This window comes from Actinomadura rudentiformis (assembly GCF_008923185.1).
GTDB classification, from domain to species: Bacteria; Actinomycetota; Actinomycetes; order Streptosporangiales; family Streptosporangiaceae; genus Spirillospora; species Spirillospora rudentiformis.
Map to the genome: position 1 here is coordinate 120,030 of NZ_WBMT01000026.1, position 22,880 is coordinate 142,909.

Consider the following 22,880-nt stretch of genomic DNA (forward strand, 5'->3'; position numbering starts at 1 on the left):
GCCCCACGATGAAGCCGTTCTCAAGCGGATTGGGGCTTCGGGATGGTTGCGACGGTGGCGGCGCGCAGGCGGCGGGTGCAGCGGGTCTGGTACGGACTGGGCGCCTTCCTCGTCGCGGCGGGGCTCTTCCATCTGGCGGTGTTCGTTGTGGACGGCGGGCCTTGGGCGGGGCCCGTGCCCTGGCGGAAGCCGGCCACGTTCGGCTTGTCGTTCGGACTGACGCTGATCACGATCACCTGGGTCGCCTCGTACCTGCAGCTCAGCGAACGGCTCCGGAACGTCCTGCTGGGGGTCTTCGCGGCGGACTGCTTCGTGGAGGTCGGCGGCATCACCCTGCAGGCCTGGCGGGGCGTGCCGTCGCACATCAACCGGGAGACGGCGTTCGACTCGGCGGTCTCGACGGTGCTCGCGGCGGGCGGCGGCGTGCTCATCGTGGTGCTCGGCATCATGGCCGTGGCCGCCTTCCGGCCCGGCGTGGGGCTGTCCGGTGACATGCGGCTGGCGCTGCGGGCCGGATTCGTGACACTGATGATCGGCCTGGCCACCGGAGCCGCCATGATCGCCCGGGGTGTGATCGAGGTCGACACCGGCAGCCAGGAGACCGCCTACGCCGTCACCGGGTTCCTCAAGCTCGCACACGGGGTGAGCCTGCACGGTGTGCTGGTCCTGCCCGCGCTCGCCTGGCTCCTGGCGTTCATCGGCTGGAACGAGGCGCGCCGCCTCCGCGCCGTGCGCCTCGTCACGATCGCGTACGGCCTCGCCATCGCGATTGCCCTCGTCTACTCCGTCTTGACCGCGTGAACGTCTTCAGATGCGACGGCCCGCTGCCGATGTGCGTCGCCGCGACCGGTGGCGTCCAAGGCTGGGGGTGGATCCGGACGCGGGCGTGCTCGTCGTCGGCTACTCCGGATGGATCTTCGGCTTCGAACTGCCCGGTGGCTCCCCGATGGCCTGACGCGTCCCTCCGGCGGTCTGAGTCTCGCAGCCCGCGGGTTGGGGCGTTCCGAACGTGCCGGACTCCCACAGCCGGCGGACATGGTCGATCATCGGCGGCCCGATGGCGCGCAGCCCGTCCACATCGCCGGCGGCCACGAGCGGGGTCACCATGGCACTGACCGCCGCGATGATCACCTGGCAGGTGAAGCGGCCGGCTTCGCCGGTGACCTCCAGCAGGTCGGCGAGCGCGTTGGTGAGCGTGACCTGCACCTCGCTCCGCCGCCGGATGGCGTCGGGTCCGGCCGCGTACACCTCGACCAGGAACAGCCGCGCGAACGGCAGCTCGGTCGCCAGCACGTCCAGGTACGCGGTGACCGCCCGCTCGAACCGCTCCAGCGGGCTGCCCTCCAGCCGCGCCTGCCCGGTGGCCTCGTCCACTCCTACCGACTCCAGCACCCGCCGCAGCAGCAGGTCGCCGGCCCCGGCGAAGGCGGTCATGAAGCAGTCGAGCTTGGAGTCGAACAGCTGGTAGAAGCTCTGCCGGGACACCACCGCCCGCTTGAGCACGTCCTCGACGGAGGTGCCCACGTAGCCCTTCTCGGTCATCGCCTCAGCCATCGCGGTGCACAGCCGCGTGCGCTGGATGCGTTCGACCTCTTCGCGAGACAGCGCGTACCGCCCCCTGGGCAGCCGACGCGGCGATGAGTCCGGCATCCGATCACCATAGTTCAGGGCAGTGGGCCCGGTTGTCAGTAGTGCCTTACATGGTGGAATTCAAGCAACCTTGACCCCCGGAGGTGGCCCATGGCCGATGACGACCTGCGCGATTTCGAGACCGCGACGTTCACGCATCAGGGCAAGACCCGGACGATCTACCGGCGGGGCACCGGCCCCGCGGTGATCGTGATCGCGGAGATTCCCGGCATCACGCCGAAGGTGACCGAGTTCGCGCGCATGGTCGCGGGCATCGGCTGCACCGCCGTCATGCCGCACCTGTTCGGCCGCCCTGGCCGTGACCCGCACCCCAAGGAGCACGGCTGGCGGGCGACGGCGTCCTACGTGGCCTCCTCGCTGGTGCCCTCCTGCATCAGCAGGGAGTTCACGGTCTTGGCCACCGGCAAGACCTCGCCGGTGGTCGACTGGCTCCGCGCCCTCGCGGCGAGCGAGCACGAACGGTCCGGTGGCCCCGGAGTCGGCGCGGTCGGCATGTGCTTCACGGGAGGCTTCGCGCTCGCCATGGCCACCGACGATCGCCTGCTCGCCCCGGTCCTGTCCCAGCCCTCGCTGCCGCTCCCTCTCATGCGCCGGCAGCGTGAGGCCATCGACATCTCGCCCGAGGACCTGGCGAAGGTCAAGGGCAGGTGCGCCAACGGACTGACCGTCCTGGGGCTCCGTTTCGAGGGCGACACGCTGGTGCCGGGCAGCCGGTTCGACTTTCTGCGCCGCGAGCTCGGCGACGCCTTCGTGGCCGTCGAGCTCGACGACGCCTGCGCGAACCCGGACGCCTTCACGAAACGGCACTCCGTGCTGACCGAGCACCTCATCGACGCGCCCGACGAGCCCACCCGCGCCGCCCTGAACCAGGTCCTGGACCTCTTCCGCAGCCGCCTCCTCAAAACTCCTGACGGGCTAACAGGCTGACGGGACCAACGGGCTGCCGGTGGCAACGGGCCAACGGGGGGATCAGGAGATCGGGATCGACTTGGTGGGGACGTTGTAGCCGCGAATGCGGAGGTGAGCCGGCTTGCCGCCCAGGTCACGAGTCGCGTAGGTGGCGGTGATGGTGGTGGACTCGCCGGGCCAGAGCGAGACGTAGTTGTCGGAATAGGTGATCGGCAGGACCTCGGTGCCGTCGGCGCCCGCAGTGATCTCGGGGCGGACGAAGAACGCGAGGTTCTTCGGGCTGGTGTTGGTCAGCTTGATGGTGGCCGTCTCGTTCCCGTTCGCGCTGGTGCGAGTGGCAGAGGCGGCGAGGGCAGGGTTGGCGGGCAGGCTGTTGAGTCCGCTGAAGTCGGCGTACGTCTTGACCTCGGTGTGGTGCCAGTCGGACTTGGGGCCCAGCTCGTCGGGCCTGGTCGAGTTCCAGTAGAGGTTGTCGCTGACGACCGCGCCGGAGGAGTCCTTCAGCTGGAGCCGGATGAAGTAGGTGGGAGACAACCCGCCGACCGCCGGGACCTTCATGATTTCGGACGAGGCGTTCGCAGGTGCGGTGACGGATCTGGTTGTGCTGTGCCTCTGGGTGAGGTCGGGGATGGTGTGGAACGTCGCGGTCGCCTGGAGGTCGGCGCGTGAGGTGAGCGTCGAGTTGACCACATGGACCTTGCCGGTGTTGTAGTCGTACGCGATGTGCACGGGCTCGGTGGCCTTCTTCGTGCCGAAATAGCCGCCGCCGGGCTTGAAGAAGTAGTCGTACAGGTTCCACTGGACCGACGGCCAGGAGTTGTTGAGCATCCAGAAGATGGTCCCGAACGACCTGGTGTACTTGTGGGCGCTCCAGGCCTCGAAGAAGGCCCTGGTGTTCTCGTAGTTCTGGAGCTCGGCCTTGCGGGCGTAGTCGGCCGCGCCGGTCGCCTTGCCGTAGCGGTTGTCGATCGCCTTGTCATAATGCGTGGTCGTGTCGAAGGGGGTCGATGGACGCCCGGCGTGGAAGTTCCAGGCATCAGACAGAGGCCATTGGTCGGACGGCGCCAAGAACTTCTGCACGCTCTCCAGCGGCGGCGGTGCCTGCGTGCCCTCTTCGCCGGTGGTGCCGAACGCGCTCCCGACACGGGTGGTGTCCCACCACAGGACCGGCGGCTCCCAGACGTAAGGGCCGTCCATTTTCATGCCCGCGTCGGGGTTCGACCAGGTCGCGACGTTGTCCACCGTCGGGTTCTGCCAGTGCAGCTTCGCGGCGATGTTCTTGTACGTGGCGAGATGAGCCGGCGTCGGCGGTTCGTCGCTGCCGTAGTTCCACATGAACGGGCTCGCGTGGTGGCGCAGGGCGCGCATCTGACTGTCGAGGGAGGCCATCGCCACCTTGGTCTGCTCGGCGGTCCACGCGTTGTCCTTCTGCCAGGCGCTGCAGCAGACGAAGCCGGGCATGAGCATGATGCCGTTCCGGTCGGCCAGGTCGTAGAGCTCCTCGTTGCCGAGGGTGCCCTCCAGGCGGATCGTGTTCAGGCCCATGTCCTTGACGTACTGGATGTGGGTCGCGTTCGTCCTGGTGTCCCAGCGCTGGAGCAGGTCCCACACGTAGCCGCCACCACGGAAGAGCACGTTCTGGCCGTTGACCTTGTAGGCCGCCCATGAGGTGCCGTTGACGGACTTGCGGTAGTCGGTGAACTGCCGGATTCCGAAGTCGATCTCCTTGATGTCCGATGTCGCTTTGTCGATGTCCGCGCGGAGCTTCAGGTGATAGAGCTCGGGCTTGCCGTACTGGTGCGGCCACCAGAGCGCGGGTTTCTTCACGTGAAGGGGCTTGAAGGCGATCTCGCGGCGTTCACCGGCGCCGAGCGTGACGTTCTGGCTGAACGTGATCGTCGGATGGCCCGCCTTGCTGATGGTGCCACTGACCTTGGCCGTCACCGGGGCCTTGGTCGCGTTCACCGCGTCGGCGTAGACGGTCAGGTCAGCGGAGTCTGTGGCGGGCAGGGGCAGGACGGTCCGGACGTACGGGTCGCGCAGGGCGATCGGTCCCGTGGTCTCCAGGATCGTGTCGCCCCACACGCCCGCGTTCATGTCGGGTGCCTCGTGGTTCCAATCGACCGTGCAGATCGACAGGTCCTTGCAGGCGTGGGCGGGCGGTGTCACGAGGATCGCGAGGGCGTTCGCCTCTCCTGGCCGGATCAGTTTGCTGACGTCGTACTCGTGGTGCACCAGTGTGCCGACGGCGTTCGCGTCGAGGCGCGTCCCGTTCAGCCAGATCTGCGCGCGGTAGCTGATCCCCTTGAAACGGAGCCAGTACGCCTGGCCGGGTCCGGAGGCGGCCGCCTTGAACTCGCCGCGGTACCACCACTTCTGGGTGGTGAGGTCGGGCACCTTCTTGAGGTTCTGGCCGAAGTAGATGTTCTGGTGGACGCGGTTGTCGACCAGCCCGGCCAGCACCGTCGAGGGGAGCGTGACCGGGTGCCAGCCGGCGGTGCCGTAGCCGACCCGGGAGATGACGTCGCCGGCATCGGCCAGGCCGGTTGCTGAGCGTAGGGCCCAGCCGGAGGTGAGCTTGGCCGAGCCGACGGTGGCCGCACGGGCGTCGCCGCCGGTCGCGCAGGCGCCGACCATGAGGAGCAGCGCGAACGTCGTGACGAGGATGGAGACGTACTGGACGAACGTGGCTCGCGCGCCTTTGACCAGCAGCGTGCCTCTGACCGGCATGGACACCTCCGGGAGCAGGTCTGCGCGGCCGCCCCCGGACACCGCGCCGGTCTGATCGTGACGATAAACGGCTTCGGGGTTTTCGTAAAGAAAGCTCCCTAACTAATGCCGTAAGCGGTACGTAAGAAGAAATCGGGCCTTCCCCGGCGGCTGGCGGCGTTGTACCCGGCATGAAGAACGTTAAGAGCCTGATCCTCAGGCACAAGCTGATCTCTGCCGCCGGCGTCCTGGCCATGGGGCTGGTGGCCGCCCTCGCCCTCGCCGCGTTCCAGCCGTGGAAGCTGTGGGTCGACCAGACCGCGAACGAGGCTGCGCCGCCCGCCGCCGCCCCGCCGGTGCCAGGCGCACCCGCAGCCGGCGCGGCCGGGTCTGGTGCGCCCGCGGCCGGTGCGGCTCAGGGAGCGGGACAGGGGGCGGCTCAAGGGGCGGCCCAGGGAACGGTGGCGCGGACGCAGGAGGTCTTCAGCACCTCCAGCTGGCAGTCGATCTCGCACGGGACCACGACCGGCAAGGTCAAGGTCTACAAGCACGCTGACGGCTCGTACGCGCTGCGCCTGGAAGACCTCGACACCTCCAACGGCCCAGACCTCAAGGTCGTGCTCTCCAAGGGCGGCCACGAGACCCAGCAGAACCTGAGCCCGGACTACCGCAACCTCGGCACGCTCAAGGGCAACAAAGGCAGCTCGAACTACTCCATCGCGGCCGGAGTGGACCTCAGCCAGTACAAGAGCGTGGTCATCTGGTGCAAGCGATTCGACTCCGTCTTCGCCGCCGCCCCGATCAGAACCTGACCGTTCACGGGACCAAGCCGCGACGCCACACTCTGACGCCGCACTCTGACGCCACACTCTGACGCCGCACGACGGCGTCGGACTCCGGCGTCAGACTCCGACGGCGGGCTTGGGGCGCGGGGTGAGCGCGTCCAGCACGGTGGCGGGCGAGTCGGCGAAGATCCGGATCGTCCGTACCTCGGCGGTCCGGCCGAACGGGCGGATGGCGGTGATCGGCTCGGTCAGTTCCAGAACGATGTTGGTCTGGGAGGACACCGAGATCCCGAGCCGGTCGTCCTCGACGGTGATCAGTCGCTCCTCGTCGTAGTTGCGGACGCGCCGTACCGAGGCGATCTGCCGTCGGGGGATCCGCAGGTCGAAGAACGCGCCGTAGCGGATCCGCACCTCGTCGGCCGTGATGACGTGGGGCCTGGTGACGCAGGCGGCGACGACGGCGAGCACGGCCAGGATCGAGTAGGCGTCGATCGCCAGGAAGACGTTGCGCACCACCGCCGGCGCGCCGAACGCCCGGAGCAGGATCTCGACGCCGATCAGCTCGACCACCATCGCGAACAGGAACATCATCATCGTGGCCGTCTGGGCGCCGGAGTACGAGGCGGCGGTGGCGCCGGGCGGTACCCCGTGGCGGCGCCGTCCGAGCCATAGGACGAGGCTGACCAGTCCCTTCGTGTCAAATCCGATCAGCCGCCGCACCTTCGCGGGCACCAGTTCGTCCAGGACCGAGCCGAGGGCGGCGCGGCGGCCCGCGCCCCTCCGGCGCGCCGACCGGTACAGCCAGAAGGCGACCGCGCCCTCCAGAAGGAGCACCGCGGTGATGATCGCCTCGGTCGCGAGAGCCACGGAATGCGGGAGGGGAACGCCGGACACGAGCAGGACCACGAACACCACTTCGGCGGGAACGATGGCGTACAGGGCGGCACGGGCGACCCTCAGCATCAACTTCTCTCCTTCAACATCGTCATCAGTACGTGGAAGACCTCGGCCTGTGCGGGGGACAGGGTGAGGGACATCTCGCTGAGCCACCGGCCGTTCTCGTTGAAGGTGTCCGGATGGCCGTCCACGCTCGCGAGCATCATCGCCTTCATCTCCTCGGGGAGGTGGTCGGCGATGTCGGCGGCGAGCTCGGCGACGCGCGGGTCGTCGGGGGCGGCCTCCGCCAGCTCGTCGATGCGCGCGTAGATGGCCTCGCCGCGCGCCAGCGCCTCGGGCGTGGTGAGCGGCCGCAGCAGCTCGGCGAACGCCTCCCGTTCGCCTGGGTCGGCGGTCGTGTCGACGAGCGCGAGCATCTCCCGGTCGAAGTCGGCGAACTTCGAGCCGCCGGAGGGAAGGCCGCGCAGCACCGACGCCATCGCGGGCGACACCGCCGAGTCGGGATGCAGGTCGGCCTCGGCGAGGAGCGCGGCGAGCCGTTCCCGCCGCAGCCGGATGGCCTCCTGCTGCCCGGCCAGATCGGCGTCGAGCTCCAGCAGGACTTCGCGCAGCTCCTTGCCCTGGTCGTCGGCGAGTACGTCGCGGATCTCGTCGAGCGCCAGCCCTAGCTCCGCCAGCCGCCGGACGCGGGCGAGGAGGACGGCGTCCCGCAGTCGGTATTCGCGGTAGCCGTTGGGCAGCCGCTCGGGCTCGGGCAGGAGCCCCAGGTGGTGGTAGTGCCGGACGGTCCGGGTGGACACCCCGACCAGGGCGGCGAGTTCGCCGATCTTCATGCCTTCATTAGAAACGTTGACGTTGCGTGAAGGTCAAGGCGGCAAAGGTCAAGGCGGCCAAGGTCAAGACGGCCAAGGTCAAGACGGCCGGGATCGGGGCGGGATTGACGCGGCCGACTGACTAGAATTAGATTCTAGTACCGACCGGTCGGTATCTCAGAGGGGCACGGAATGCGCGCAGCAGCTCGGCAGGCATGGCGACGGCTGGAGCCGGTGCACAGCATGATCTATTTCGTGCCGGAGGGCGGCCGGCGCTACGCCGAGCTCGGGCTCAAGGGCATGGCGGGCTACTTCGCCTCGCGCGGCGCGGTCTTCGGGCGCGCCTCGGCCGAGCTGGTCATCGCCACCTTCTACAACTTCAACCCCGACCTCGTGCGGAAGTCGCTGCCCGCCGCGTGGGACGTGGTGACGCCCGAGCAGATCCTCGACGCCCGGCGCCGGGCCGCGGGTGAGGCGCTGCGCCGTGCCGGGATCCACGAGCTGCCCGGGCTGGAGGAGACCCTCGGCCTCGCCCGGCGCGCCGCGGAGGCCGCCGCCCAGCACCTGCACGGCCGCCCGCTGTTCGCCGCCCATGTCACCCTGCCGTGGCCGGACGAGCCGATCGACCAGTTGTGGCACGCCCAGACCCTGCTTCGCGAGTTCCGCGGCGACGGTCACATCGCGGCGCTGCTCAGCGAGGGAGTGAGCGGGCTGGAGGCCCTCATCCTGCATGCCGCCAGCGGCGACGTCACCACCGCGTTCCTCAAGATCAGCCGGGCCTGGCCGGAGGAGGAGTGGGACGCCACCGAGGAACGGCTGCGCGAGCGCGGCCTCCTCGACGGCGAGACGCTGAGCGCCGAGGGCAAGGCCCTCCGCCAGCACATCGAGGACCGCACCGACACCCTGGCCATGCCCGCCTACACGGCCCTCGGCGAGGACGGCTGCAAGCGGCTGGCCGAGCTGGCCCGCCCGTTCGGCCGTGGCGTCGTCGCCGCAGGCCTCCTCAACGTCGGCAAGTGAGCACGCCGGAAGCCGGGGACTGGAGCCGCCGGGCCATCGCCCGCGCTATTTGATGATCACGCGGTCGTTGGGCGCGCCGCCGTCGTCGGTCCAGCCGTCGTGCCCGTCGTCGGCCGTCCAGCCCTTGCCGCCGTGCCTGACCTCGGTGAGCCCGTAGGCCTGCGCGTGGGTCACCGCCCACGAGGCGACCGCCCAGCCCGTCCGCCCGCTGCTCACCCGGACCGCGTCGGAGTCGGCCGGGGGCTCGGCCGTCTCGGTGGCGCTCACGCTGGCCGCCGGGTTCTCGACCTGGAGGCGGCTGCCGAAGGCTCGGCGCAGCTCCCGGATCGCCTCTGCCCGCCGCGGCTTGGTCTTCTTGTCCGGAGCGAACCAGCACCGCACCGACGCCGGCGTACGGCCGGTGAACGCCTGCGCCAGCAGCTTGCCCTGCGGCTCGTGCTGGGCGTAGGCGGTGCCGTCGGCGCTGCGCTGCACGCGCTGCGCGGCGTCGTGGAGGTCACGGTCGAGGTAGTCCTTCACCTTGACCAGCGCGTCGAAGAACTTGCTCGTGGACGTCACCGGGTCGCGCAGCTTTTCCGGGGGACCCCAGCCCTGCGACGGGCGTTGCTGGAACATGCCGACCGAGTCGCGGTCGCCGCCGGGCAGGTTGCGGATGTGCGACTCCTGGATCACGGTCGCGTACGCGATCACCGCCGCCCGCTCGGGCAGTTTCTTGCGGTAGGCCACCGCGGCGATCGTCGCCGCGTTCGCCCCCTGCTCCAGGTCGAGCGGCATCTTGCCCGCCGCCGTCCGCACCTCGCAGTTGGACCCGTGCAGGTAGGGCCGGACACGCGCGAAGAGCGCGTACCCGGCGACCCCGAGCACGAGCAGGATGGCGAGCGTGATCCCGGTCACCCGCGCCCGTCGGTGATCCCATACAGCCACGCGACGACGGTACCGGGAGTTGGCCCCCAGTAAGCTCATGGGCCATGACCGAATCGTTCACCAGCCCGATCTCCGCCGTCATCGACGAGCTGTGGGAGCGGCGCGCCGAGCTCACCCCGGACGACACCGAGGCGCGCACGGCGATCGTCGCGGCCGTCGACCAGATCGACGCCGGCGAGGCCCGCGTCGCCCTCATCGACCCGGCGTCCGACCAGGTCGTCGTCGACGAGCGCGCCAAGCGCGCGATCCTGATGAGCTTCAAGGTGCTCGGGATGGCGCGTTCGCAGGTGGGCGACTTCGCGTACCACGACCGCATCCCGCTCAAGAGCCGCCTGGAGGGCGTGCGCGTCGTCCCGGGCGCGATCGCCCGCTGGGGCTCCTACCTGGCGCCCGGCGTGGTGCTGATGCCCTCGTTCACCAACATCGGCGCGTACGTCGACAGCGGCACGATGGTCGACACATGGGCGACGGTCGGCTCCTGCGCGCAGGTCGGCAAGAACGTGCACCTGTCGGGCGGCGTCGGCATCGGCGGCGTGCTGGAGCCCCCGAACGCCGTCCCGGTCATCGTCGAGGACGAGGCCATGATCGGCAGCCGGTCGATGATCGTCGAGGGTGCCCGGGTCGGCAAGGGCGCAGTGGTCGGCTCCGGCACCAACCTGTCGGCCTCGATGCCGGTGATCGACGTCGAGACCGGCGAGGAGATCAGCCGCGGCCGCATCCCCGACTGGTGCGTGGCGGTCGGCGGCACCCGGCTCAAGGAGTTCAAGGGCGGCACGTTCGGCATGCCCGCCGTGCTGATCCTCAAGCGCCTGGAAGAGGGCCAGCGGCACAACAAGGCCGAGCTCAACGACATCCTCCGCGACCACGGCATCAACACCTGACCTCACGCGAACAGGGCGCGCGAACAGTGCGCGCGAACACGGCGCGAGCAGGGCGGGCGCCCCGGGCCGGCCGGCTCCGGGCGCCCTTCTCGTCCCGCCGGTAGGGTTGGCGGTCATGCGGCTTGACCTCTCCTTGGACGTGGCGGACCTGACGGCGGCGATCGTCGACATCGAGTCGGTGAGCGGGAACGAGAAGGAGCTCGCCGACGCGGTGGAGGAGGCGCTGCGGGCGTTGCCGCATCTGACCGTGGAACGCGTGGGCGAGAACGTGATCGCCCGCACCGCCCTGGGCCGGGCCGAGCGGGTCGTGCTCGCCGGGCACCTCGACACCGTGCCGCTGAACGGCAACCTGCCCTCGCGGGTGGAGGGCGGCCGGCTCTACGGGTGCGGGACGACCGACATGAAGAGCGGAGTCGCGGTGGCGTTGAAGCTGGCCGCCACCGTCACCGAGCCGACCCGCGACGTCACGTACCTCTGCTACGACTGCGAGGAGATCGAAGCGGAGCGGAACGGGCTCAGGCGGCTCGCCGAGACCCGTCCCGAGCTGCTCGCCGGGGACTTCGCGGTGCTGATGGAGCCGACCGCGGCGCTGATCGAGGGAGGCTGCCAGGGCACCATCCGCGTCGAGGTCACCGCGCGGGGGGCACGGGCGCACAGCGCGCGGGCGTGGATGGGGTCGAACGCCGTCCACAAGGCCGCCGAGATCCTGGACGTCCTGCGTTCGTACGAGCCGACGCGGCCGGTCGTGGACGGGCTGGAGTACCACGAGGGGCTCAACGCCGTCTTCATCCGGGGCGGGGTCGCGGGGAACGTGATCCCCGACGAGTGCGTGGTGACCGTCAACTACCGGTTCGCGCCCGACAAGACGCTGGACGAGGCCGAGGCGTACCTGCGGGAACTGTTCGAGGGCTTCGAGGTCAAGGTCACCGACGGGGCCGCGGCGGCGCGGCCGGGACTGACGCACCCGGCGGCCGCGGCGTTCGTGATGGCGACCGGGGCGGAGGTCCGCGCCAAGCTGGGATGGACGGACGTGGCGCGCTTCTCCGCGCTGGGCGTGCCCGCGGTCAACTACGGGCCCGGCGAGCCGACGCTGGCCCACACGAAGGACGAATTCGTCGAGATCCCCTTGATCGCCGACTGCGAGCGCCGCATGCGCGCCTGGCTGACCACCTGATCTTTCAAGCCTTCAAACCGGCGAGGATGACGTCCGCGTAGATGTGGTGCTCGCCGGGCACGGCCCGGGTCGTCGCCATGGCCAGGCCGCACATCAGGGCCTGGAACTGCGAGTAGCCGATGTCGGCGCGGAGCGCACCGGCCTTGTGGGCGCGGTCGAGCAGTTCGGTCACGTTGGTGCGGAGCTCGTGATTCTCGATGCCCGTGCCGTTGTCGAGCAGCCTGCCGACGTCGCCGAACACCTCGCGCAGCCCGCGGTTGCGCACCATGATCTCGGCGCTCCGGCGGACGAACATGGCCAGCCCCTCCCACGCGTCCGGGAGAGTGAGCGCCTCCGCCGCGTTGACGGCTCCCTCGGCCATCCACTCGTCGGTGAGCTCGTCCACCAGCACCTGCTTGGTGGGGAAGTGGCGGTAAACGGTGCCGACGCCGACCCCGGCGCGCCTGGCGATGTCCTCCATCTGAGCCTCGGTGCCGTGCTCCAGGAAGGCCACCCGCGCTGCGTCCAGGACGCGCTGCCGGTTGCGGCGGGCGTCGGCGCGCAGCGGACGGCCCTCTGCACGGCCCTCCGGACGGCCCGGCGAGGTGGGGGCGTCGGCCGTCACCTTGACGGCTGAGCTTTGCGAATCGGTCATCAGCTCCAGTCAACCACGAGTTGACAACAGGAATCCAGATTCCGTATCGTTCCCGCCGCGTTAAGCGGAATCGGAATTCGACTTCCAGTTAGGAGCCTCCATGCCACCGGACGTCCACCCCGTCCATCACGCACACCGCAGGCATCGCGGGCTCGCGCTCGCCCTGCTCGTCACCGTCCAGTTCGTGCTCGTCCTCGACGCCTCGATCGTGAACGTCGCGCTCCCGGCCATCGGCAAGGACCTGCACTTCGACCAGGCCGACCTGTCCTGGGTCGCCAACGCCTACACGCTCACGTTCGGCGGGTTCCTGCTGTTCGGCGGCCGGATCGCCGACCTCGCCGGGCGCCGGCGGATGTTCGTCGTCGGCCTGACCCTCTTCACGGCCGCCTCGCTCGCCGGCGGCCTGGCGCCGACCTCGATGGCGCTGGTCGTGGCCCGTGCCGTCCAGGGACTCGGTGCCGCCCTGGTCGCCCCGGCGGCGCTGTCGCTGATCATGACGCTGTTCGAGCCCGGGCCCGAACGCAACCGGGCGCTCGGGCTCTTCGGCGCCGTCGCGGGAGCCGGTGGCGCGGCCGGGGTGATCCTCGGCGGGCTGCTCACCGACGCGTTCGGCTGGGAGTCCGTGCTGTACGTGAACGTGCCGATCGGTGCCGTCGCCATCGGTCTCGCCCCGCTGCTGCTGCCGGAGGGCCGCGACCGCGGCGTGCGCGGCTTCGATCTCCTCGGCGCCGTCTCGGCCACCGGCGGCCTCGCGTTGCTGGTCTACACGCTGGTCGACGCGAACGACACCGGATGGTCCTCGGCCCAGACGTACGGGCTGGGCGGGGTGGCGCTCGCGCTCATCGTCGCGTTCTTCGTGATCGAGGCGCGGATGAAGCATCCACTCGTACCGCTGCGGATCTTCCGGGTCCGGGAACTGCGCGGTGCCAACCTCGTCGCGGTGGCGATGACCATGTCGATCTTCCCGATGTTCTTCGTGATGACGCTCTACCTGCAGCAGGTGATGGGATACGGGCCGATCAAGGCCGGTCTCGGGCAGCTGCCGGTCGCGATCGCGATGGGCGCGGGCGCCGGGGCCGGCTCACAGCTGGTCACCCGGCTCGGCTACCGCGTGCCGCTGGTGGCGGGCCTCCTGGTCGCGGCTGCGGGACTCCTGTGGTTCGCCCGGATGCCCGCTCCGGACGGCCGCTACCTGGTCGACGTGTTCGGCCCGGCGGTCGTGATGGGCGTCGGCGGCGGCATCGTGTTCGTCGCCACGACGATCGCGGCGACGGCGGGCGCGTCGGCCGCCGAGTCCGGCCTGGCCTCGGGACTGATCAACACGACCCAGCAGGTCGGCGGCGCGCTGGGGCTGGCCGTCGCGGTGGCGGTGTCCACCGCCGTCACCGAGGACGCCTTCGCCTCCGGTGAACGCGTTCCCTCGGTGGCCCTCAACGAGGGCTTCCAGGCCGGGATGCTGGCCAGCGCGGGAATCGCCGTGCTGGGAGCCCTGCTCGCTCTCGTGCTCCTGCCGCGCCGGACGGCGAAGCCCACCGCGTCGGAGCCCGAGCCCGTCCTCACGCCCTGAGGGCTGGTCCGCCTCACGCCTGACGGGTGGTCCGCCTCACGCCCTGAGGGCTGGTCCGCCGACCGGCGGCGAACCGGCTGCCTCCCGCCCTATGCGGCCGGGGCGCCAGCCGGTCAGCGGACCTGCGGGGCCGTTTCCGGAGGGGTGGAGAACGTCCCCGTCCGGCGGATGGTCTGCCAGCGGAGCCGGGCACCCGCGACGGCTGTGACCATCGACTGGATGGTCACCAGGTACATCAGCTGCCGGTAGACGATCTGCTGGAGCGGGAGCACCCACAACGTACGGAGGGGCTCACCGTCCAGGCGCAGCGCGTACGCCCCGGCCAGCGCCTGGAGCAGCGTGAAGAACAGCCATGAGAGCGCGAGTTTGCCCGGGTCGAGGAAGTAGAGGCCGTAGAGGGTGAAGATGTCGACGGCGGGGGCGAAGAGCGGCAGCGCCACCTGGAAGACGGTCAGGTAGGGCAGGCAGCGGCGGCCGAAGTGTCCCGATCGGCCGCCCTGGAACAGCGAGCCGCGGTGTTTCCACATCGCCTGCAACGTCCCATAACACCAGCGGTAGCGCTGGCGCCAGAGCTGGCGGATCGAGGAGGGCGCCTCCGTCCACGCCAGGGCGGACTCCTCGTACACGACCCGCCAGCCCTCGCGGCAGATCGCCATCGTGAGGTCGGTGTCCTCGGCGAGGGTGTCGTCGGACACGCCGCCGACCGAGGCCAGTGCCCGCCGCCGGAACGCGCCGATCGCGCCCGGGATGGTCGGCATGCATTGCAGGACGTCGAACATCCGGCGGTCGAGGTTGAACCCGATCACGTACTCGATGTGCTGCCAGCGCCCGATGATCCCGCGCCGGTTGGCGACCTTGGTGTTGCCGCTCACCGCGCCCACCTGCGGATTGACCATCGGGGCGACGAGGTTGGCGAGCGTGTCACGCTGGAAGACGGTGTCGCCGTCCACCAGCACCACGATGTCGGCGCGGGCGGCCGCGATACCGGTGTTGAGCGCGCTCGGCTTGCCGCCGTTGGGCTTGCGGATGAGGCGGACGCCGTGAAGGGGGTTATGGGGAGGTGGGTGGGGCGTGAGCGAGTGGGCGATCTCGGCGGTGCGGTCGGTGGAGCCGTCGTCGACCACGATCACCTCGATCGGCGCCTGGTAGTCGGTGTCGAGGAGGGAACGGATCGTCGCCTCGATGCCCGCCTCCTCGTTGTAGGCGGGCACGATCACCGACACGGGCGGGCTGAACACGGGCTGATGGCGCTGCGCACGGCGCTTGCGTAGCCGCCGGACCCGTCCGACGTGCACCCGGGCGAAGATCAGCAGGATGGCCAGCCGCAGCGCGGTGAGCACGGCCGCCACGGCGAACAGCAACGCCAGGGCGCCGATGATCCAGGACGAGCCGAGCTGCCCCCAGACCAGAGCCTTGCCGATCACCTTCTCGTCAGTGGAGGCGGGAGTGTTCCCCGGCGGCAGCCCGATCGCCTCGGAGACGGTGGTGAACTCATACCCCTTGCCTGCCAGCCGCGTCAGGATCGCCTCGACGCCCTTGACGGTCTCGGTGCGGTCGCCGCCCGAGTCGTGCAGCATGACGATCGCGCCGGCTCCGGCGCCCGCCCCGACGGCGCGTTCGACGATCTTGTCAATGCCGGGACGGGCCCAGTCCTCGGTGTCCCGGTCGGTGAACACCGTCAGATAACCCTGCTTGGCCGAGGACTGGGCGGCCTGCCACTGCGCGCCGGTGAGTCCGGACGGGGTGGAGGAGTACGGCTGCCGGATGAGGTTGGTGCTCCTGCCGGTGGCCCCGGCCAGGGCCCGCTGGGTGAGGTCCAGCTCCAGCTTGGTGCGCCAGGCGGGAGCCGAGCCCATGTCGATGTGCGTGTACGTGTGGTTGCCGATCTCGTGGCCTTCACGGATCATGCGGCGGGCCAGGCCGGGGTTCTTGGCGATGTTGGCGCCGATGGCGAAGAAGGTGGCGTGGGCGTTGTGCTTGCGCAGCACGTCCAGCAGTTGCGGTGTCCACTCCGGATCGGGGCCGTCGTCGAACGTCAGGGCGATCCTGCGGGGGAGCGGGCGGGCGCTGCGCAGCTCACCGTTGGTCAGGTTGAGCACCGCGCCTGCGCGGGTGGCCGCAGTCGGAGGCTCACCGGCGGTCCTGCCGGGGCCACCGGTGCCCTCGCCCATCTGGCCGCTGGCGAAACCATTCACCAGCAGGGCGATGGCCAGGGCCACCCCGGTGAGCAACAACAGGATCCAATGACCCTTGGGTTCGCGGTTCTCCACGAGTTAGCCGCTCTGTTCTTTCTTCTTCTTGCCGTGAGCCGGGGGTGAGGCCTGTGAATTGCCGGGCCGGGTCGGCGTGGGGCTGGGTACCGGCGTGGCGGTGGACGGCGGCGTGGGGGCGGGCGCGGTGGTCGGCGGCACCTGGGGATTGGCGGTGGCGGGTGGCTGGGGCGCCGCGGACGGGTTGCCGGGTGCGGGCACCCCGTTCGACGGCAGGCCACCGTTCGAGGGAACGCCGTTGCCCGGGACCTGGTTCTGGGTGCCGCCGTTCGCCGACCCCGTTCCCGGACCGACCGGCCGGGGTGACTGGTCGCGGGTTCGCGGCTTGCCGTCCGGCCCGCGCTGGTCCCCATCGGTCGCCGACTTCCCGGCCGGCCAGGGGGTGAACGGCACCTCGGCGCCCGTGGACAGGTTCACGCCCACCACGACGAAGTATGCGATCAAGGCGATGCCGGCGAGGGCGCCGACGCCGCGGACGGTCCGGGCCCGGCGGCCGCTGCCGTCGACGAAGACGGGTCCCGTGGGCTCAGTGGGAGCCGGAGCGATGGTGACCGTGGTCACAGGCTCTGGTGCGGATTCGTCCAGCCGGCGGGTCGCGTCGTCGTTGCCGGCGTGGGTTTCGATGCTCACGCAAACATCAGCGCCGCAACCACCCCGGGCGTCACACCCGATTTCGGGCGCACGGGAGAATCGCCGGGAAGCGTGCGGAAGGCGGCCGGGAACGGCCGTGGCCGTCGCGGGGTCGATCAGGTTAATCGTGGGAGATCGCCCGGGGCCTTGGCTACGGTGAGGTCATGACTTCCGAGTTGAGTCCCCGGAGCCGACGGCAGGGGCCCGCGACGTTGCGGGGAAGGGCCGTACCGCAGACCACCACCGACCAGCGGCTGCTCGACGACCGAGGGCCCTCTGACTGGGTCCACGCCGACCCCTGGCGGGTGTTGCGGATCCAGGCGGAGTTCGTGGAGGGCTTCGGTCTGCTGGCCGAGCTGCCCAAGGCGGTCAGCATCTTCGGCAGCGCCCGGACCAAGCCCGACTCCGAGGAGTACAAGCTCGCCGAACAGGTCGGCGCGCGGCTGGTGGACGAGGGCTACGCGGTGATCACCGGCGGCGGTCCGGGGATCATGGAGGCCGGCAACAAGGGCGCTGACGAGAACGGCGGCCTGTCGGTCGGGCTGGGCATCGAGCTGCCGTTCGAGCAGGGCATCAACCCCTACTGCGACATCTCGCTGGAGTTCCGCTACTTCTTCGTCCGCAAGACGATGTTCGTGAAGTACTCGCAGGCCTTCGTGGTGCTGCCGGGGGGCTTCGGCACCCTCGACGAGCTCTTCGAGGCGATCACGCTCGTCCAGACCAAGAAGGTCACCCGCTTCCCGATCGTGCTGGTCGGCACGGAGTTCTGGGGCGGCCTGGTCGAGTGGATCAAGACCTCGCTGCTGTCCTCGGGCAAGATCTCGCCCGCCGACATCGACCTCTTCCACCTGACCGACGACCCCGAGGAGGTCGTCCGGGTGATCGTCGAGGCGCACGAGCAGCAGGCGCGGCGGCGCGAGGAGGAACAGGCCGTCCAGCAGACGGCGGCCGAAGGCGGGAACGGCACCTGATGGGATTCGCTGTCTGCGTGTTCTGCGCGTCCAGCAGCCGGATCGACGCGAAGTACCTCGACCTGGCCACCCAGGTCGGCACGGAACTGGCGGGCCGTGGCCACACCCTGGTCAGCGGCGGCGCCCAGGTCTCGTGCATGGGCGCGGTGGCCAGGGCCGCCCGCGCGGGCGGCGCCCGCACGATCGGCGTCATCCCCGAGGGACTGGTCAGCGTCGAGATCTCCGACGAGGACAACGACGAGCTGATCGTCACGCCGGACATGCGTTCCCGCAAGGGTGAGATGGACCGGCGCAGCGACGCTTTCCTCATCCTCCCCGGTGGGATCGGCACGCTGGAGGAGCTGTTCGAGGTCTGGACCGCGCGGGTGCTCGCCATGCACGAGAAGCCGGTCGTGATCCTCGACCCGTACGGCGTGTACGACCCGCTGCGCGAGCTCATGACGGGCCTCATGGACCAGGGCTTCGCCCGCGCCAAGATCTTCGACGCCATCGGCTGGACGGGCTCGGTGGACGAGGCGTTCGACTTGCTGGAACGCTCCCAACCGCGCATCGAGCCCACCGCCGAGGACTACGCGGAGGCCGAGATCTGAGCTGTGCGCTGGGGGTTTCTCATCCGACCCCCGGCGGTTCACTTCGCGTTCAGGGGACGCGGCCAGGCTCCGGCGTGATCCCCTCAACGTGAAGGAGTCCCCATGTCCGTGTCCCGTCGCGGGGTGATGAAGGGCGGCGCGGCAGGCGCGCTGTCCATCGCCCTGGCAGGCAGCCTCGAATCGGTCTTCCAGACGTCCGCGGGAGCCGAGACCTCCGGCTACGGCCCGCTCGTCCCCGACCCGAAGGGGATCCTCGACCTGCCGAAGGGCTTCTCGTACAAGACGCTCTCCGCCGAGGGCGACCTGATCGCGGACGGCGTCACGGTGCCGGGCAAGCACGACGGCATGGCCACCTACCCCGGCCGGCGCCACGACACGCTCCGCCTGGTCCGCAACCACGAGCAGACGGCCAGCGGCGTGAAGCCGGTCGCGCCCGCGGAGCTGGTGTACGACCCGGCCGCGTTCGGCGGCACCACCACCCTGGAGGTCGACCGGCACGGCAACCTGGTCGACCAGCAGATCAGCCTCGCCGGCACCTCCACCAACTGCGCCGGCGGGCGCACCCCCTGGGGGACCTGGCTGACCTGCGAGGAGACCGAGGGCTTCGCCGCGCAGACCAAGTCGCACGGCTGGGTGTTCGAGGTCGACCCGCGCGGCAAGCGCACCAAGCCCGTCCCGATCACGGGCATGGGCCGTTTCGCCCACGAGGCCGTGGCCATCGACCCGCACACTCACACGGCCTACCTGACCGAGGACGCCAGCAAGCCGTTCGGCCTCTTCTACCGGTTCCGGCCCCGCGCCCACCGCGGCGAATACCACTCCTACCTGGAGGGCGGCCGTCTGGAGGCGATGAACGTACGGGACCTGCCCGACCTCTCCATGGTCCAGGAACCCGGCGCCACGTTCCACTGCCGCTGGGTCAAGGTGCCCGACCCCTCGGCGGCCGCCACGTCCACCCGCAAGCAGTTCGAGACGATCACCCGCAGCCAGAAGCTCGAAGGCGCCTGGTGGGGCCACGGCAAGGCCTACTTCGTGGCGAGCTACTCCCGTAAGTCCGACGGCGCCGCCGCCGACCACGCGGGCCAGGTCTGGAAGTACGACCCGCACCAGAACACGATCGAGCTCGAACTGGTCTTCAAGGCCGGCGGCAAGTTCGACGGCCCTGACAACATCACCGTCTCCCCGTACGGCGGCGGTGTGATCCTCGCTGAGGACGGCGACGGCGAGCAGTTCCTCATCGGCACCACCCGCAAGGGCGAGCCGTTCGCGTTCGGCCGCAACGCGCTGAACGACAGCGAGTTCGCCGGGGTCACGTTCTCCCCGGACGGCCGCACGCTCTACGCCAACCGCCAGACACCGGGCGTGACCTTCGCGATCACCGGCCCTTGGCACCGCCTGCACCGCTGACGGTCCGCCCCCTGCGGTCAGTGATCGCGGGGGGCGTCCTCCGTGGTCATGCGCCTTCACCCTCCAGGACATGGCACGATCGTTCATGGGAAGGCGTAGACAGATCGGAGCATGATCGTGGTTGTGGTCCTCGTCCTGGCCGGCCTGGCCGTGCTGGGCGCCGTCGTCGTGCTTGCCATGGGCAGAGGCGGCGAGCTGGCCGCGACCCACCCCGACCACCCCCCGCTCCCGTTCCCCGGCCGCCCCCTCACAGGCACCGACGTGGCCCTCCTCCACCTCCCGCGCGGCCTCTGGGGCTACCAGGTCGGCGCCACCGACGAAGCCCTCCGCCGCCTCGCCTACTCCCTGGCCGAACGCGAAAGCCGCACAGCCGCCCTGGAGCAGCAGCTGGCCGACCTCCACCACCGCCTGGGCACCACCCCCGAATCCACCCAGCCAAGCCTCCCCGCCGACACCCAACCCCAACTCCCCGCCGACGACCCGCCTTTCGCGGGACCACCGACGGTCGCTGATGCGCCCTTCTCCGCGGAGCCGCCGCCTTCCGATGCGCCTTCTTTTGGGGATGCGCCTGAACGTGGGTCACTGCCGGGCTTTGGCGAGTCGCCCGCGCCAGAGCAGCCGCCTGCCGACGACCCACCGCTCGCGGGACCACCGACGGCCGCCGATGTGCCCTTCTCCGCGGAGCCGCCGCCCTCAGACGCGGTTTCCTTCAGGGGCGAATCTGCGTCAGGGTCGTCTCCGGGCTTTGGCGAGCTGCCCACGTCGGGCCAGCCGCCTGCTGACAACCCGCCGGTAGTGGAGTCGCAGACGGCCGTTGACGCGCCTCTCTCCCCGGAAGCGTCTCCGGTCGAGTCGCCGCCCGGCGATGCGGAAGCATTCGGCGGAACGCCTGCGCCCAGCTCCACCGAGCAACCGCCTGCCGATGGCTCGCCGCCAACTGCTGATGCGCCCTTCGGCGCGGAAGCGCCTGCACGAGAGTCGCTCCCGGGTTTCAACGACCTGCCCGCGCCAGAGCGGCCGCCTGCCGATGATCCGCCGGTTGTGGAGCCACGGACGGCCGTTGACCTGCCTTTCTCTTCGGAAACGCCTGTGGCAGAGTCGCCGTCCGGCGATGCGGATTCAGTCAGCGGAGCGCCTGAGCCATGGTCGTTGTCCGGATCCACCGAGCCGTCTGCGCCGGAGCAGCCGCCTTCCAACGCGCCTGCCTTCGGTGATGCGCCAGCGGCAGAATCACTGCCTGGATCGAGCGAGCCAGTGTCAGGGCCGCTCACTGATGGCGAGCCACCCGCTCGGGATGAGCTGCCCGCAGCGCCACCTGACGACAGGCCGCTGGCCGCCGAGCCGCTTTCGTTTGTGGAGACGCCTGAGCCGGCCCAGGCGGACACCGACGAGATCCCGCCGACCGCCACTGGGGCGGCGTCCCCGGAACCGCCAGGGCCGCCTGACGACGCAGAACAGCCCGCGCCGGAGCAGCCTTCTGGCTTCACGGCGACGCCAGCTGAGGACGAGCCGCCGACCTTTGGGGAAGCGCCTGAACCTGGGGCGCTGCCTGGCGTCGGCGAGGCGTCTGTGGCTGAGCAGCCGCGTGCTGGCGGGGAGACGTCGGTCTGGGCCAAGGCGGAGGCGGCTTATCCCGGTGAGCGGCCGGTGAACAGGGAGGAGCCCTCGTTCGAGGAGGACGAGCTCTTCGAGGCGGAGCTCTTCGACGATCACGAGTCGAACGGGGCTGCGGTCGTGCGGCGGGATGAGCGCTCATGAGGGTCGCGGTGCATGCGGAGGCGTACGCGGCGGCGCCTGCCGACACGGTGTTCGGGGTGCTGACCGACTGGCCCCGGCACGGGGAGTGGATGCCGTTCACGCGGGCCGAGGGCGGGCATGGAGTCGGCGCCACGCTGGAGGGGTGGACGGGTATCGGGCCCGTCGGGTTCCTCGACACCATGGTCATCACCGAGTGGTCGCCGGGGCGGCGGGTGGTGGTCCGGCACACCGGGAAGGTCGTGCGGGGCGACGCCTGGTTCGAGGTGACGCCGCTCGGGGTGGGGAGCCGGGTGCTCTGGGTCGAGCGCATCGACCTTCCGCTCGGCGTGCTCGGGCGGGCCGGGTGGCTGGTCCTCGGGCCGGTGACGAGGCTTTTCATGCGGCTCGGGTTGCGAAGGCTGGCCGGTTTGTCGGAGGTGGACGGTAGAACGGGCGGATGAGCACTGCGATCCTGGGCGAGGACGGGCTCGCGCGTTGCCCGTGGGGGCTGTCGGCTCCTGACTACATCGCTTACCACGACGAGGAGTGGGGACGGCCGGTCACCGACGATCAGGGGCTGTACGAGCGCCTGTGCTTGGAGGCGTTCCAGTCGGGCCTCTCGTGGTTGACGATCCTGCGTAAGCGGGAGGGCTTCCGCGCCGCGTTCGCCGGGTTCGACATGGCCGAGGTCGCCGGTTTCGGTCCCGATGACGTCGCGCGGTTGCTGGCCGACACGGCGATCGTGCGCAACCGGGCCAAGATCGAAGCGGCGATCGCGAACGCACGGGCAGGGCTGGACTTGGCGGAGGGCCTGGCGGCGACCGTCTGGCGTTTCGCCGACCCGGACGCTCCGGCGCCGAAGTCCACGGAGGACGTGCCGGCGGTCACGCCGGGTTCGACGGCACTGGCCAAGGAGCTGAAGAAGCACGGCTTCCGGTTCGTGGGGCCCACCACCGCGTACGCGCTCATGCAGGCCTGTGGGCTGGTCGACGACCATCTGGTGGACTGCCATCGTCGCGGCGCCTACCGGTAGATCTTGTTACCTCCCCGGCCATTTGGGGGACAAGGGATGGCGCGCTATCGGCTGATCGCCGAGACCGAGGACGGCGACCGGCCTGGATTCGCTCTCTGACTGCTTGTGCGGCGGGTACGGCACGGCGGGCAGGTTCACCCTGGTCTGGAACGACTTCGACGTCGCGCGCCGGTCCTGGACGCCGGAGCCGAGCGATCCTCCTGTCCCCTCCCTCGACGAAGTGCTCGATGTGCTGCAACGCGGGGGCGTCACCGTTGAGTGCCGCTGACCAGGTGTTCTT

General features: G+C 70.2%; 21 protein-coding genes. 13 read left to right on the forward strand and 8 right to left on the reverse strand.

The window, feature by feature from the left end; all coding sequences use genetic code 11:
• The first annotated feature begins 54 nt into the window (after positions 1–54).
• Positions 55–801, forward strand: coding sequence for a hypothetical protein (locus F8566_RS42215; protein ID WP_225994017.1), 747 nt, complete (start codon positions 55–57; stop codon positions 799–801).
• A gap of 99 nt (positions 802–900) precedes the next feature.
• Here F8566_RS42215 and F8566_RS42220 read toward each other — a convergent pair whose 3' ends face one another.
• Entirely contained in the window at positions 901–1,650 is a 750-nt protein-coding gene (locus F8566_RS42220) for a TetR/AcrR family transcriptional regulator (protein ID WP_151568699.1), read from the reverse strand.
• 90 nt (positions 1,651–1,740) lie between these two features.
• Between F8566_RS42220 and F8566_RS42225 the strand changes: the two genes are divergently transcribed.
• Complete coding sequence (locus F8566_RS42225) at positions 1,741–2,577, forward strand: dienelactone hydrolase family protein (protein ID WP_151568701.1); 837 nt, start codon at positions 1,741–1,743, stop codon at positions 2,575–2,577.
• A gap of 42 nt (positions 2,578–2,619) precedes the next feature.
• Here the strand turns inward: F8566_RS42225 and F8566_RS42230 are convergent, their stop codons facing one another.
• Entirely contained in the window at positions 2,620–5,289 is a 2,670-nt protein-coding gene (locus tag F8566_RS42230) for a glycoside hydrolase family 2 protein (protein ID WP_151568704.1), read from the reverse strand.
• Positions 5,290–5,459: 170 nt separating this feature from the next.
• Here F8566_RS42230 and F8566_RS42235 point away from each other — a divergent pair, with 170 nt between their 5' ends.
• The gene (locus tag F8566_RS42235) at positions 5,460–6,080 is read left to right on the forward strand and encodes a DM13 domain-containing protein (protein WP_192810141.1); all 621 of its coding nucleotides are present in this window, start codon (positions 5,460–5,462) and stop codon (positions 6,078–6,080) included.
• 90 nt (positions 6,081–6,170) lie between these two features.
• Here the strand turns inward: F8566_RS42235 and F8566_RS42240 are convergent, their stop codons facing one another.
• Both F8566_RS42240 and F8566_RS42245 read right to left on the reverse strand, forming a co-directional pair.
• Positions 6,171–7,016, reverse strand: coding sequence for a hypothetical protein (locus F8566_RS42240; protein WP_192810142.1), 846 nt, complete (start codon positions 7,014–7,016; stop codon positions 6,171–6,173).
• Entirely contained in the window at positions 7,016–7,783 is a 768-nt protein-coding gene (locus F8566_RS42245) for a MerR family transcriptional regulator (protein WP_151568708.1), read from the reverse strand. The genes F8566_RS42240 and F8566_RS42245 overlap by 1 nt, the downstream gene beginning before the upstream one ends.
• Positions 7,784–7,954: 171 nt before the next feature.
• Here F8566_RS42245 and F8566_RS42250 point away from each other — a divergent pair, with 171 nt between their 5' ends.
• Positions 7,955–8,782 (forward strand): SCO6745 family protein, encoded by an 828-nt coding sequence (locus tag F8566_RS42250; protein WP_151568710.1) that lies wholly within the window; start codon positions 7,955–7,957, stop codon positions 8,780–8,782.
• Between the two features lie 45 nt (positions 8,783–8,827).
• Here F8566_RS42250 and F8566_RS42255 read toward each other — a convergent pair whose 3' ends face one another.
• Positions 8,828–9,706, reverse strand: a complete 879-nt coding sequence (locus tag F8566_RS42255) for a hypothetical protein (RefSeq protein ID WP_225994018.1) — start codon at positions 9,704–9,706, stop codon at positions 8,828–8,830.
• Positions 9,707–9,750: 44 nt separating this feature from the next.
• Here F8566_RS42255 and F8566_RS42260 point away from each other — a divergent pair, with 44 nt between their 5' ends.
• Positions 9,751–10,587, forward strand: coding sequence for a 2,3,4,5-tetrahydropyridine-2,6-dicarboxylate N-succinyltransferase (locus F8566_RS42260; RefSeq protein ID WP_151568712.1), 837 nt, complete (start codon positions 9,751–9,753; stop codon positions 10,585–10,587).
• 115 nt (positions 10,588–10,702) lie between these two features.
• Complete coding sequence (gene dapE, locus F8566_RS42265; protein WP_151568714.1) at positions 10,703–11,761, forward strand: succinyl-diaminopimelate desuccinylase; 1,059 nt, start codon at positions 10,703–10,705, stop codon at positions 11,759–11,761.
• 4 nt (positions 11,762–11,765) lie between these two features.
• Here dapE and F8566_RS42270 read toward each other — a convergent pair whose 3' ends face one another.
• Complete coding sequence (locus tag F8566_RS42270) at positions 11,766–12,395, reverse strand: TetR/AcrR family transcriptional regulator (RefSeq protein WP_151568716.1); 630 nt, start codon at positions 12,393–12,395, stop codon at positions 11,766–11,768.
• 100 nt (positions 12,396–12,495) lie between these two features.
• Between F8566_RS42270 and F8566_RS42275 the strand changes: the two genes are divergently transcribed.
• Positions 12,496–13,962 (forward strand): MFS transporter, encoded by a 1,467-nt coding sequence (locus tag F8566_RS42275; protein ID WP_151568718.1) that lies wholly within the window; start codon positions 12,496–12,498, stop codon positions 13,960–13,962.
• A gap of 113 nt (positions 13,963–14,075) precedes the next feature.
• On the opposite strand, the gene F8566_RS42280 is transcribed toward F8566_RS42275, so the two are convergent.
• Entirely contained in the window at positions 14,076–16,232 is a 2,157-nt protein-coding gene (locus tag F8566_RS42280; RefSeq protein WP_225994019.1) for a bifunctional polysaccharide deacetylase/glycosyltransferase family 2 protein, read from the reverse strand.
• A gap of 3 nt (positions 16,233–16,235) precedes the next feature.
• Positions 16,236–16,862: a hypothetical protein gene (locus tag F8566_RS42285; RefSeq protein ID WP_151568720.1), complete on the reverse strand. Its 627-nt coding sequence runs from the start codon at positions 16,860–16,862 to the stop codon at positions 16,236–16,238.
• A 164-nt stretch (positions 16,863–17,026) separates the two neighbouring features.
• On the opposite strand from F8566_RS42285, the gene F8566_RS42290 reads away from it, so the two are divergent.
• The 6 genes from F8566_RS42290 (at position 17,027) to F8566_RS42315 (ending at position 22,600) form a co-directional block, all read left to right on the forward strand.
• Positions 17,027–17,833, forward strand: coding sequence for an LOG family protein (locus F8566_RS42290; RefSeq protein WP_151568722.1), 807 nt, complete (start codon positions 17,027–17,029; stop codon positions 17,831–17,833).
• Positions 17,833–18,423 (forward strand): LOG family protein, encoded by a 591-nt coding sequence (locus F8566_RS42295; protein WP_151568724.1) that lies wholly within the window; start codon positions 17,833–17,835, stop codon positions 18,421–18,423. The genes F8566_RS42290 and F8566_RS42295 overlap by 1 nt, the downstream gene beginning before the upstream one ends.
• A 102-nt stretch (positions 18,424–18,525) precedes the next feature.
• Positions 18,526–19,830, forward strand: coding sequence for an alkaline phosphatase PhoX (locus tag F8566_RS42300; protein WP_151568726.1), 1,305 nt, complete (start codon positions 18,526–18,528; stop codon positions 19,828–19,830).
• 111 nt (positions 19,831–19,941) lie between these two features.
• Complete coding sequence (locus tag F8566_RS42305; RefSeq protein WP_151568729.1) at positions 19,942–21,588, forward strand: hypothetical protein; 1,647 nt, start codon at positions 19,942–19,944, stop codon at positions 21,586–21,588.
• Entirely contained in the window at positions 21,585–22,028 is a 444-nt protein-coding gene (locus F8566_RS42310) for an SRPBCC family protein (protein WP_151568731.1), read from the forward strand. The genes F8566_RS42305 and F8566_RS42310 overlap by 4 nt, the downstream gene beginning before the upstream one ends.
• Positions 22,025–22,600: a DNA-3-methyladenine glycosylase I gene (locus F8566_RS42315; RefSeq protein WP_151568733.1), complete on the forward strand. Its 576-nt coding sequence runs from the start codon at positions 22,025–22,027 to the stop codon at positions 22,598–22,600. The genes F8566_RS42310 and F8566_RS42315 overlap by 4 nt, the downstream gene beginning before the upstream one ends.
• The last annotated feature ends 280 nt before the right edge of the window (positions 22,601–22,880 follow it).